The organism is Streptomyces sp. NPDC056347 (genome assembly GCF_042262625.1).
Lineage (GTDB): Bacteria > Actinomycetota > Actinomycetes > Streptomycetales > Streptomycetaceae > Streptomyces.
In genome coordinates, this window is record NZ_JBHJQP010000043.1 from 37,753 (window position 1) to 48,141 (window position 10,389).

The window sequence follows — 10,389 nt, forward strand, 5'->3', positions numbered from 1 at the left end:
TTCTCGGGGGTGGGTGCCTGGGGAAGTGGCCCTGATGCAACAGCACCCCCTGCTGTAAGGTCAACCGCGTTGGCATAAGGGTCGGCGGCGGTGCGGAGGGGTGAGGCAGTGCCCAAGAAGGTGGTGCCCGAGGAGGCGCGTCGCAGGCGCAGGCCGACGCGGCAGGGTTCGGTGCTCTCGGAGGCGCTGATCGTGCGGACCGCCCTGCGGGTGCTGCGGGAGCACGGCAGTACGGGGCTGACGGCCCGCCGGCTGGGGGCCGCGCTGGGGGCGGATCCCAGCACCCTGTACCGGTACTTCGCGGGAATGGACGACATCGCGCGGGCCATCGGCAACGAGCTGATGGGGCGGGCGATGGACGGGTGGGCGGCCGTCGGTGACTGGCGTACCGATCTGCGGTCCCTCGGGCTTGCCGTGCACTCCTCGTATCTTGCCCACCCCCAGGCCGCCGTGCTCACGGCCAGCCGTGTCAGCGGGCGGCCCCGGGAGATCGCGGTGGACGAGGCGATCCTCGGCATTCTGCGCGGGACGGGCCTGCCCGATGCCGCGGCGGTCCGCTTCTACCACGCGTTCATCGACCTGTCGCTGGCCTTCGCCGCGCTCGACGCGGGGGCGCTGGCGCTGTCGGAGGAGGCCCGCGGGGCCGATGAGGACATGTGGGGTTCGATCTACGCCCGGCTGCCCGCCGAGTCCCATCCGAACATCGCGGCGACGGCCCCCTTGCTGGTGGCCCGGATGCCGCACAGTGCCTATCCGGTGCTCCTGGACACGCTGCTGAACGAGATCGCCGCGGAGCTGGCCGCCGCCCGGCCGGGCGGGTGACCCCGGCGGGACGGACGGAGCGGGCCGGGCGGGCATTCCCCCCGGGGCGGCCGGTCCGGTCGCGGCCGAGGTGAGGCCGGACCGGGGCGAAACGGTGACACCGGGGCTTCAGGATGGGGCCCATGGACATGACGAACCGGTTCCGGCGCGTACGGCTGGGTTTCCTGTGGCGTTTCTCGGGCGTGGGGCCCGGCTGCCTCCTGGGTCTCGTGACGGCTGCCGTCCTCGGCACGGGCGGTACGGCGGACCGGCTGGGCGTCGGCGGCTGCCTGGCGGTCGCCGCCGCGGTGGCCCTGGCCGTGGCCGTGTCCGTGCCCGCCGGCTTCTGGGTACGCGCCGACGGCGAGGGGCTCGTCCTGTCCCGGGCCCTGCTGCGCCGCCGCTACCGCTGGGAGGATGTCACCGGCCTGGACATGGACCTCGACGAGGACCCCGATTCGGGCGCGGCCCGCCTCACCCTGCGGCTGCGCCTGGCCTCGACGCCGGCCACCGGCCGCGGGCCGCTCGTCGGTGTGCTCGGCCTCGCTTCCGGCCACCGGCTCCGGGGCGGCGGCCCACGCGGGCTCGCGGAGTTGTTCGCCCTCCTCGCCGACCGGCATGTCCCCCTCGCCGACCCGGACTTCGCCGGCCGCGCCCTCGCCGCGCACGGCCTTCCCCCGCTCGCTCCCGGGCCGGGCTGAGCGCTGCCGCGGGGGCCCGGGGCGGGGCCGGTTCAGCCGGCCCGGGTGTAGTGCTGCAGGTAGAGGAAGATCGACTTCCAGCCCGATCCCACGTTGACGATGTGCAGCTGACCGCCCGAGGGGCCGAAGTCCCAGGCGGCGATTCCCTGGACCTCGTCCCCGGGTTCCACGTCCTGGTGGAATTCGTAGGCGACCTGGCCGGAGGCGGGGTCGACCGAGTAGACGGACTTCGCCTTGTCGTCCACGGAGGCGTAGAGCCTGCCCTGCCACATCGCGGCGCCCTGGATCCGGCTCAGGGGCTGCGACAGTGTCACGGTCCGGGCCACGGGGAGCGTCGAGCCGGACGGCAGGTTCAGCAGGTCGTCGAGGCGGTAGGCGACGAGCTTGTCCGTACCCCGTGCGGCGTCGTGGTCCCAGGGCGAGGTGTAGACGAGTCCGGCCGCGGCGTCGACCGCGACCCAGGGCACGCCGCCCGGCATCTGCGCGAGGGGCAGCTGCAGATAGCGGCCGGTGTAGCTCAGGTCGCTCGCGTCGTACAGCGCGAGCAGCGGGTGCTGGTAGTTCTTGCCGCCGTCCTCGAGCGGTGCGATCACGTAGCCGCCGTAGTACTCCACGTCGCCTATGTGGTCGCTGCCGTACGTTCCGCTCAGTTCCCAGGGGATGGGGGCTATCGACGACGCGGCCTCGGAGTCGTTCGCGGCGGTGGCCTTCACCATTCCGCCGGGTCCGGCGTAGTAGAAGTACGTCCCGTCCGTGGCGACGCCCTGGCCGCGTTCCAGTGCGTTGAACCCGGTCCACCGTTCGTAGTCCGCGGTCCGTGTCCAGGCCGCCGCGGCCATGGCGGGAGACGCGGCGCTCCCGATGAGTGTCGCGGCCGCGACTGCCGCGACCGCCGAGATCCTGCCCAGCTTCATCCGGTCCCGCCCTCCTTCTGTTCTGCTGTGCAGAACACTGTTTTCACAGGCGAGTGGATTACAGCAGCGGTAGGCAATGACCGTCAACACACCCTGGATTAAGGCTCGTTGACGTAAACACGGGGAGCCGGGCGGCCCCCGTCCGGGTGGGCCGGGGCGGTGCCCGTGTCCCGCCCGGGCCCGGTGGGCACCATCCCTGCGGCGCCCACCGGTGCCGTCCGCCCGCCCGGGCACGTACGAAGAGAGGTCCTCATGGACAGCAGCGTCTACGCACTGGACCCCCGTGGTCTCGACCGCAGCGGTGAGGACCGTGCGCTCAGGGCCCGGGGCCCGGTCAGCCGGGTCGACGTGCTCGGCGTCGAGGCATGGGCCGTCACCGATCCCGGGTGGCTGCGGCAGTTGCTGACCGACCCCCGGATCTCGAAGGACGCGCGGGCGCACTGGCCCGGCTTCGAGGACGCGCAGGGCACCTGGCCGCTGGCCCTGTGGGTCAGCGTCCGGAACATGTTCACCGCGTACGGGCGGGACCACCACCGGCTGCGCGGGCTCGTCCGGACGGCGTTCACCGCCCGGCGCACCCGCGAGATGGTCCCCGTCATCGAGGAGACGGCGGACCGGCTGCTCGACGCCCTCGACGCCGCACATGCCCCGGGTGAGCCCGTGGAACTGGTCGCCGCCTACACCCGGCGCCTGCCCATCCTGTTCATCTGCCGCCTCATGGGAATGCCCGGGCAGGACCACGACCGGGTCCGGCAGCTCGCCGACGTGATCTTCTCCACCGCGTACGGCCGGCAGGAGCAGGTGGCCTGCCAGGAGGAGTTGTACGGGATCCTGCGCGATCTGGTGGCGTACAAGCGCGAGAACCCGGGCGAGGACCTGACCACCGCGCTGGTGTACGCCCGCGACGACGAGAACGGGACGCTGAACGAGCAGGAGCTCATCGATACGCTCCTGCTGGTGATCACCGCCGGCTTCGAGACCACGGTCGGGCTCCTCACCAACGCCGTCCGCAACCTCCTCACCCACCCCGGGGAACTCGGCCATGTCCGCGCGCGGCGTGCCACCTGGGGCGATGTCGTCGAGGAGACCCTGCGCCGCGACGCGCCCATCGCGAACCTGCCGCTGCGCTACCCCGTGGAGGACATCACCCTCCCCGACGGCTCCGTCATCGCCCGGGGCGAACCGATCCTGGCCTGCTACGGAGCGGCCGGCCGTCATCCCGGTGAGCACGGGCCGGACGCCGACCGGTTCCTCCTGCTGCGGCTGACGAAGGACCACCTCGCCTTCGGGCACGGCGTCCATCTGTGCCTGGGGGCTCCGCTGGCGCGCGCCGAGGGGGAGATCGCCCTCGCCCGGCTCTTCGGCCGTTACCCGGGCATCCGCCTCGCCGACGGCGAGGACCGCACCCCGGTGCCCAGTTTCATCTCCCACACCACCAGGCGCCTGGACGTGGTGCTGGAGCCCGCCCGCGGGGAAGGGGACACCGGGGCGGCCTGACGGTGCGAGGCGGCCGAAGTGCGCCGGGGGAAGGGGACCGGCCGCCGGTGGCCGGCGGGACCGACGGGCGCCCGGCCCGTGTGCGGGCGCCGCGTTTCACTTCCGGGCGACGAATCCCCACTGGTCGACGGGCTCGGCGCCCGCTTCACCCGGCTCGGGACGCCACAGCGAGATGGACCCGAACCCCGGCTCCACCAGCTCCATCCCGTCGGCGCTCGCGAGGATCTCCTCGGGCCGGCGTACCAGGTAGGCCGGGGTGTCTCCTGAGGCGTACGCCTCCTGCGCGGCCAGTGTCTGCGGGGTGGCGATCGTGTCGCAGAGCACGAGGTGGCTGCCCTCAGGGGTTCCGGCCATGTACCGGCGCATGAGATCGATGCCGGCCTGCGGTTCGACGTGTCCCAGGGTGGAGAGCACCATGACGGCCACCGGCTGTGTCATGTCCAGGGTCTCCGCGGCTTCCTGGAGCACCTGTTCGGCATCGCGCAGGTCGGCGTGCACGTAGTTCGTCATGCCGTCCGGTGCGCTCGTCAGGAGGGCGCGGGCGTGGGCCAGGACCAGGGGGTCGTTGTCGACGTAGACGATGCGTGCCGTGGGCCGTACGGTCTGGGCGACTTCGTGGGTGCTGTTCTGGACGGGGAGGCCGGTTCCGATGTCGAGGAACTGGGAGATTCCCGCCTCACCGGCCAGGTAGCGGACCGCGCGGGCCTGGAAGGCGCGCGACGCCAGGGCGAGTTCCCGGGTCTGCGGGTAGGTGGCGATGACCTGGTCCCCCAGCTCCTGGTCGACGGGGTAGTGGTCCTTGCCCCCGATCCAGTAGTTCCACACACGGGCCGAGTGCGGTACGCCGCTGCGTATCCGGGCCTCGAGCTCGGAGTTGGGGTTCATATGCGCCTCGCTTCGTGTCGTGTGTGCTGCGGTCGGGTCCGGCCCGATGACCGGGGTGGCTGAACAGCACCGCGCCAAAGGGTGCCGATGCGGAGGTCCGGTTCCTGGCGGGCCCGGGGGTCACCCCGTCCGGTCCGTCCGGCGCAGGAGCCGGGTCCGTGCATGTCACGCATCTGTGTGAGTACGGGCAGGCCTTCTTGTGCGGTGATGTCGTAGCCGTAGCCGAAGTCGTTGCGAGATTCTCGCAGTTCATTCTCCGTGTGGCCGAATCGTACGCCTGCCTCCTGCGGCTCCCGGCGGCGCGTCGGGCCGCGGCGAGGCGGCGCCGGGCGGCGGCACCACCTGCAAGGTTGTCAGGTTCCAGACATGCCGGTTTCGGACAGTGACCGACTGTTCTTGATCCGGTAGTCGGACTTACAGACTGGGCGTCGCCCTTGGGTGCCTCGTCCGGGCGCCCTCGAAAGGAGACCCCGTGAAGAAGACCCTGTCCGTGGCAGCGAGCCTGGTCATCGCCGCGACCTGCGGCTTTGGCATGACGCTTCCCGCGCACGCCGCTGACACGGCCGGTGTCACGGCTGCGGCGGGCCCCTCGTCGCAGTCCTCCCTCGACACCTCCTCCATGGACCCGCAGCACCAGGCCGTCGTCGACCGGATCCTGGCGAAGCTGCCCGCCGACTGGCAGGCCCGTCTCGACGCCGCGAAGGTCAAGTACGGCCTGCAGGGCGGACAGTGGCAGGAGATCCGCGACAGCGCGATCAACCCGGGCGACTACCAGTGCCAGACGACCGAGCTGTCGCAGTACGCCAACGCGCTCCTCGACGACGTCCAGGACCCGTGGAACATCTTCATCCTCTCGCTCTTCGGCGGGTTCGACATGCCCACCTACGACGCGCTGATCTACGGCAAGGAGTCGTCGTCGAACACGTTCGGCGTCAACGGCCAGTACACCCAGCAGCTCAACTCCGAGATGAAGAACCTCAAGCGCTTCTGGGACATCGACTCGGCGAACATCGAGCTGATCCCCATGCACGGCGCGGACGTCTTCACCAGCTCCGACCGCCTCTCGCGTACGCTCTCCGTGCTGTACGGCGGCACACCTGAAGAGAACCTCGACCTGGCCGACATGCTCATCGAACTGGTCGACTCCGAGCCGTCCCTCCAGGGCGGCGCCAACCCGATCTTCACGTTCAACGCCTTCGCCTACAGCGAGAAGGACGACCCGGCGCCGCTCGGCGTCACGGACCGGATCATCATGGGCGACGGCATCCTGCAGGGCATGTACAAGGTGAACCTGGGCGACGTCGCGCCGCGCGGCATCCTGGGCCACGAGTTCGGCCACCACGTCCAGTACCAGAAGAACCTCTTCGAGAGCGACCTGACCGGCCCGGAGGCCACCCGCCGCACCGAGCTCATGGCGGACGCGTTCGGCACGTACTACCTGACACACTCCCGCGGCGAGTCGCTGAACGCCGCCCGCGTCCTGAAGTCCGAGAAGTCGTTCTACCAGGTCGGCGACTGCAGCTTCACCAGCTCCGGCCACCACGGCACGCCCAACCAGCGTTTCAACACGTCGAGCTGGGGCGCGAGCATAGCCAACGAGGCACCGAACCAGGGGCACATACTGCCCGCCCTCACGTTCGACAAGCTCTTCGAGGCCAAGCTGCCCGACCTGGTCAAGCCGGACAGCAAGTAGCGGCACCCTCCGCGCGCGGGCGCTGAACGCCCCGGCCGCGGACCCGCGCGGGCGGGCCGGATCACGCACCGGCCCGCCCCGCGCGCACCCGCGTCCACGCGTCCTGTCCTGCCGCCCGGGGTCACAGCCAGCCGCGGCGGCTGGCCTGGATGCCGAGCTGGAAGCGGGTCTTGGCTCCGAGCATCTCCTGGAGGCGGGCGATGCGCCGGGCGACGGTGCGCTCGCTCACCCCCAGCTCACGGGCGATCGACTCGTCGGTCAGCCCGGCGCTGAGATAGCTCAGCAGCTGCCGCCCCTCGGGGGCCGCCTCGCTCTTGACGGTCTCCCCGGCCGGCGGGAGCGGAACGGCGAGCTGCCAGTACGACTCGAAGACGCCGGTCAGCCCGTCCAGGAGCCCCGACGGCTGCACGACGACGCTGTGGTGCCCCGTACGGTTGGGGGCGGCGACGGAGACCACGGCGAAACGGTCGTCGCAGACCAGGACGTTCAGCGCGACGTCGGGGAAGACCCGGGCCTGCTCCCCCCGGGCCACGCACTCGTGCGCCACGTCCAGCGCCTTGGGGTCCTGCAGGATGTTGGCGCTGTACACCACCCGGTAGGCGACCCCGCGGGCCAGCGCGTCCAGGGTGCCGGGGCCGACCTCCGGCATCCGGTCGCCCCCGCCCACCGGCCCGATCGACAGCGCGCGCACCTGGGACACGGCCCCGTTGTGCACCCACGACTGCACCTCCCCGCGCCGCTCGGAGGTGTCGACGACCTCCACGTAGCTCGCCCCGGCGGTGTGGTCGAGCCAGTACTGCGACAGGGCCGTGGCGCTCTCGTAGGCGGCCCTGGCCTGGCGCGCGCGCCGCTCGGCGACCGCCTCCAGCACCGCGCGGGGCGGCTGGGCGGTCAGCCTGCCGCCCGTACGGGACACCAGACCGATGTCGCCCAGCTCGGCGGCGGCGTCCTTGAGGCCGTCGAGCGGCACCCCGGCCAGCTCCGGCCGGCCGGTGAGCTCGGCCGGGGTCTGCGGCCCCCGTTCCACGAGCGCGAGATAGACGGTCTCCGCTCTCGCGGACAGGCCGAGATCCTGCAACGGGCGCAGCGTGCGCATGTTCCCCCAAACCCGGCGGCGCCGCGCGGCGCCGCCGACCGGCCCCACCCCTGCGGGGGCTGTCGTTCCGTCAGAGATCGCCGGCCGGACACCGGGCCGGTCCTGCGGGCCCGGGTGCGTGCGGCGCGACGTGCGGTGCGGGTGAGAGCACCCGTACGGGCACCTGTGGGGGGGGGCGGATGTGCCTGCGGCCGGTCTGCGGCCGTCGGCAGTGGGGGTATCCGGTCACCTGGTCCGCGGGCGGTGAGTGGGGAAGGCCGTGGGGCGTTTCGCCGGGCGGGGTCGGTGGGGTGGTGCCGGTGAAAGGTGCGGGCCGCCGGGCCGAGGTGCTCTCGGGCCCGGCGGCGGCCGTGTCAGACGGCCCGGAAGCTGTACAGGGCGCCGACGCTCTTCCAGGAGTGCAGGCCCAGGGAGGGCTCGCTGTGGGCGGAGGTGCCCGTGCAGTCGCCGTCGCGGTAGAACTCCACCCGTCGGTCCGTCATGTTCACGGTGGCCAGTACGCCGAACGGCGCGGTCACGCACGCGGTGCCGATGTCCTCGTAGAGGGCCCACCGGCCGGTGAGGGCGCCTTCCCAGACGCAGATGTTGCCCGCGACGGCGCACTGCGACGGATCCGTCCCGGTGGCCGGACCGGAGGATGCCGATGCCGTTCCCGGCACGACTCCGGCCAGCAACGCCGCGGACATGACCGCGACACCGGCCGCGGCCCTCTTCAGACCCTGGATGCGCATGCCTTCTCCTCACAAAGGTCGGGTGATCCGTCCAGCCGCGGCCAAGCCTCACCCCTGCCCCCCGGGCAATCAAGACTTCAATCAAAAGGCTGGCCGGATAACGCGCGGACAAGCGAGGCCGAACCGGACGAGACCCGGGCGATCGGACCGGGCGAAGAAGACCGGTTCACGCCGTGCGGCGGCCGTTCGGGCCGCGGCGCGTTTCACCGGTGCGCCAGGACGATGCCGCCGAGCCTGCTCTCGGCGGAGGTGAGGGTGGTGCGCGACCGGACGGTGAAGCCCGCCTCGTCGAGCCATGCGGACATCCGGTCGTGGCTGCGGCGGTGGACGCGGACGTTCATGGGGTGGCCGTAGCCCTCGGTCTTCAGCCGTACCCCGTCGCCGACATGGAAGCCGAGCAGCAGCGGGCCGCCGGGCCTCAGGACGCGCCGGAAGTGCGCGAGGACCGGACCGATCTCGTGGTCGGGCACGTGGATCAGTGTGTACCAGGCGATCAGGCCGGTCACCGAGGCGTCGGGGAGGGCGAGGTCCGTCATGGAGCCGGTGTCGAACCGGAGTCCGGGGTGCTCGTGCCGGGCCGTCTCGATCATGCCGGGCGACAGGTCGATGCCGAAGGCGTCCGTTCCCAGCCGGTTCAGGTGGGCGGTGATCCTGCCCGTTCCGCAGCCCACGTCCGCGACCGGTCCGCCGCCCCGGGCGCGCACCAGGCCGGCGAAGCGGGCCAGGGCGCCGCGTTCCTCGGGGGTTTCGTCCAGGAGGTGGCGGGTGCGGTCCGCGTAGCTCTCGGCGACGGTGTCGTACGAGGTGCGGGTGTTCTGGAGCCAGTCGTCGGTGCCCGGTTCCTTCTCCATGGCCGTGGACTGTCCTCCTTCCGTGGTTCAGCCGGCCGTGGTCCGGGGCCGGCCGGGGCGTACCGAGAAGGTTCCCAACTCCCCGTGCGGCGTGGCTCGTTCCCTCGAAGGGAATTCGGCCTGTGCCTGTCGCCCGGGTGGCCGCCGCCCCCGTTCGCGTGGTGGCGCGGGGCCCGGCGGCCGTCGTCCCGCTGGAAGCCGGTGAAGAGCCCGTCCGCACGGGTGAGGCCCGCGAAGGCGGGGTCCGGCTTCGGGTGCGGCTCGAAGCCGGTGGCCTGCTGGCAGAAGGCCGCCGGGGACTGCGGGCCGGGGCAGTCGAGTGTGACGGCGGTCGGTCTCGTTCCCGCGTTCACGGACACGCGCACCCTCGGAGCGGCTGGCGGGTTTCCACGGCGGACGCCGCAGCACCACGTGCCGAATTCCGGGTCGGATTCCCGCCAGCGCCCTTCCGCCGCACCAGCAAAGCTCGGTGCCATGAACCGACTTGAAGGAAACGTCGCCCTCGTCACGGGCGGCAGCCGGGGTATCGGTGCCGCGGTGGCACTGCGACTGGCCGAGGAGGGCGCCGACATCGTCCTGACCTACGAGAACAACACGGAACGCGCCGAGGGCGTGGTCGAGCGGATCAGGGCCGCGGGGCGCCGGGCCCTGGCCCTGCGGGCCGACAGCGCCGCGCCCGGGGCTCCGGCCGCCGCGGTGGACGAGGCGGCCGCGACGTTCGGCAGGCTGGACGTCCTGGTCAACAACGCCGCGGTCTTCCTCGTCGGCCCCCTGGAGGACTGGGGCCCGGCGGAGATCGACCGCACCCTGGCGGTGAACGTCCGGGCACCGTTCACCGCGTCCCAGGCCGCCGCCCGGCACATGGGCCCGGGCGGCCGCATCATCAGCATCGGCAGCAACGTCGCCGACCGCGCCCCCTTCCCGGGGCTGGCGCTGTACTCGATGAGCAAGACGGCCCTGGCGGGGATGACCCGGGGGCTGGCCCGGGAACTGGGCCCGCGCGGGATCACCGTCAATCTGGTGCATCCCGGCCCCACCGACACCGACGCCAACCCCGCCGACGGGCCCGGCGCCCGGGCGATCGCGGGCCTGACCGCGCTGGGCCGTTACGCGGAGGCCTCCGAGATCGCGGCCACCGTCGCCCATCTGGCGAGCCCGGACGGCGCCTACGTCACCGGGGCCTGCCTCCACGTCGACGGCGGCTTCACCGCCTGACGGCG

At 72.3% G+C, this 10,389-nt stretch carries 10 protein-coding genes; 5 read left to right on the forward strand and 5 right to left on the reverse strand.

What is annotated here, in order from left to right; translation table 11 throughout:
• Nucleotides 1–108: 108 nt before the first annotated feature.
• Together ACFCV8_RS12980 and ACFCV8_RS12985 are read left to right on the forward strand one after the other, a co-directional pair.
• Nucleotides 109–822 carry a TetR/AcrR family transcriptional regulator gene (locus ACFCV8_RS12980; protein ID WP_376685369.1) on the forward strand — a complete coding sequence of 238 codons (714 nt, stop codon included), beginning with the start codon at nucleotides 109–111 and terminating at the stop codon, nucleotides 820–822.
• Between the two features lie 122 nt (nucleotides 823–944).
• Complete coding sequence (locus ACFCV8_RS12985) at nucleotides 945–1,502, forward strand: hypothetical protein (RefSeq protein WP_376685370.1); 558 nt, start codon at nucleotides 945–947, stop codon at nucleotides 1,500–1,502.
• A 32-nt stretch (nucleotides 1,503–1,534) separates the two neighbouring features.
• Here the strand turns inward: ACFCV8_RS12985 and ACFCV8_RS12990 are convergent, their stop codons facing one another.
• Complete coding sequence (locus tag ACFCV8_RS12990) at nucleotides 1,535–2,416, reverse strand: hypothetical protein (protein WP_376685371.1); 882 nt, start codon at nucleotides 2,414–2,416, stop codon at nucleotides 1,535–1,537.
• Nucleotides 2,417–2,668: 252 nt separating this feature from the next.
• Between ACFCV8_RS12990 and ACFCV8_RS12995 the strand changes: the two genes are divergently transcribed.
• Nucleotides 2,669–3,913, forward strand: a complete 1,245-nt coding sequence (locus ACFCV8_RS12995; RefSeq protein ID WP_376685372.1) for a cytochrome P450 — start codon at nucleotides 2,669–2,671, stop codon at nucleotides 3,911–3,913.
• Nucleotides 3,914–4,009: 96 nt separating this feature from the next.
• Here the strand turns inward: ACFCV8_RS12995 and ACFCV8_RS13000 are convergent, their stop codons facing one another.
• A complete protein-coding gene (locus ACFCV8_RS13000) occupies nucleotides 4,010–4,798 on the reverse strand; it encodes an SAM-dependent methyltransferase (protein WP_376685373.1) in 789 nt (262 codons plus the stop codon).
• A gap of 472 nt (nucleotides 4,799–5,270) precedes the next feature.
• Here ACFCV8_RS13000 and ACFCV8_RS13005 point away from each other — a divergent pair, with 472 nt between their 5' ends.
• Entirely contained in the window at nucleotides 5,271–6,491 is a 1,221-nt protein-coding gene (locus ACFCV8_RS13005; protein ID WP_376685374.1) for a hypothetical protein, read from the forward strand.
• Between the two features lie 121 nt (nucleotides 6,492–6,612).
• Here the strand turns inward: ACFCV8_RS13005 and ACFCV8_RS13010 are convergent, their stop codons facing one another.
• From ACFCV8_RS13010 to ACFCV8_RS13020, 3 genes are all read right to left on the reverse strand, one after another.
• Nucleotides 6,613–7,587 (reverse strand): LuxR C-terminal-related transcriptional regulator, encoded by a 975-nt coding sequence (locus ACFCV8_RS13010; protein ID WP_376685375.1) that lies wholly within the window; start codon nucleotides 7,585–7,587, stop codon nucleotides 6,613–6,615.
• Nucleotides 7,588–7,940: 353 nt separating this feature from the next.
• Complete coding sequence (locus ACFCV8_RS13015; RefSeq protein WP_376685376.1) at nucleotides 7,941–8,318, reverse strand: hypothetical protein; 378 nt, start codon at nucleotides 8,316–8,318, stop codon at nucleotides 7,941–7,943.
• Nucleotides 8,319–8,521: 203 nt separating this feature from the next.
• Nucleotides 8,522–9,169 carry a class I SAM-dependent methyltransferase gene (locus ACFCV8_RS13020; RefSeq protein ID WP_376685377.1) on the reverse strand — a complete coding sequence of 216 codons (648 nt, stop codon included), beginning with the start codon at nucleotides 9,167–9,169 and terminating at the stop codon, nucleotides 8,522–8,524.
• A gap of 474 nt (nucleotides 9,170–9,643) precedes the next feature.
• Here ACFCV8_RS13020 and ACFCV8_RS13025 point away from each other — a divergent pair, with 474 nt between their 5' ends.
• Nucleotides 9,644–10,384, forward strand: a complete 741-nt coding sequence (locus tag ACFCV8_RS13025) for a 3-oxoacyl-ACP reductase family protein (protein WP_376685378.1) — start codon at nucleotides 9,644–9,646, stop codon at nucleotides 10,382–10,384.
• The last annotated feature ends 5 nt before the right edge of the window (nucleotides 10,385–10,389 follow it).

Bases quoted from the DNA above. Each gene is read 5' to 3' on its own strand.
- ACFCV8_RS13000 (WP_376685373.1), bottom strand. From the start codon at position 4,798: ATGAACCCCAACTCCGAGCTCGAGGCCCGGATACGCAGCGGCGTACCG.
- ACFCV8_RS12995 (WP_376685372.1), top strand. From the start codon at position 2,669: ATGGACAGCAGCGTCTACGCACTGGACCCCCGTGGTCTCGACCGCAGC.
- ACFCV8_RS13020 (WP_376685377.1), bottom strand. From the start codon at position 9,169: ATGGAGAAGGAACCGGGCACCGACGACTGGCTCCAGAACACCCGCACC.
- ACFCV8_RS12990 (WP_376685371.1), bottom strand. From the start codon at position 2,416: ATGAAGCTGGGCAGGATCTCGGCGGTCGCGGCAGTCGCGGCCGCGACA.
- ACFCV8_RS13015 (WP_376685376.1), bottom strand. From the start codon at position 8,318: ATGCGCATCCAGGGTCTGAAGAGGGCCGCGGCCGGTGTCGCGGTCATG.
- ACFCV8_RS13010 (WP_376685375.1), bottom strand. From the start codon at position 7,587: ATGCGCACGCTGCGCCCGTTGCAGGATCTCGGCCTGTCCGCGAGAGCG.
- ACFCV8_RS13025 (WP_376685378.1), top strand. From the start codon at position 9,644: ATGAACCGACTTGAAGGAAACGTCGCCCTCGTCACGGGCGGCAGCCGG.
- ACFCV8_RS12985 (WP_376685370.1), top strand. From the start codon at position 945: ATGGACATGACGAACCGGTTCCGGCGCGTACGGCTGGGTTTCCTGTGG.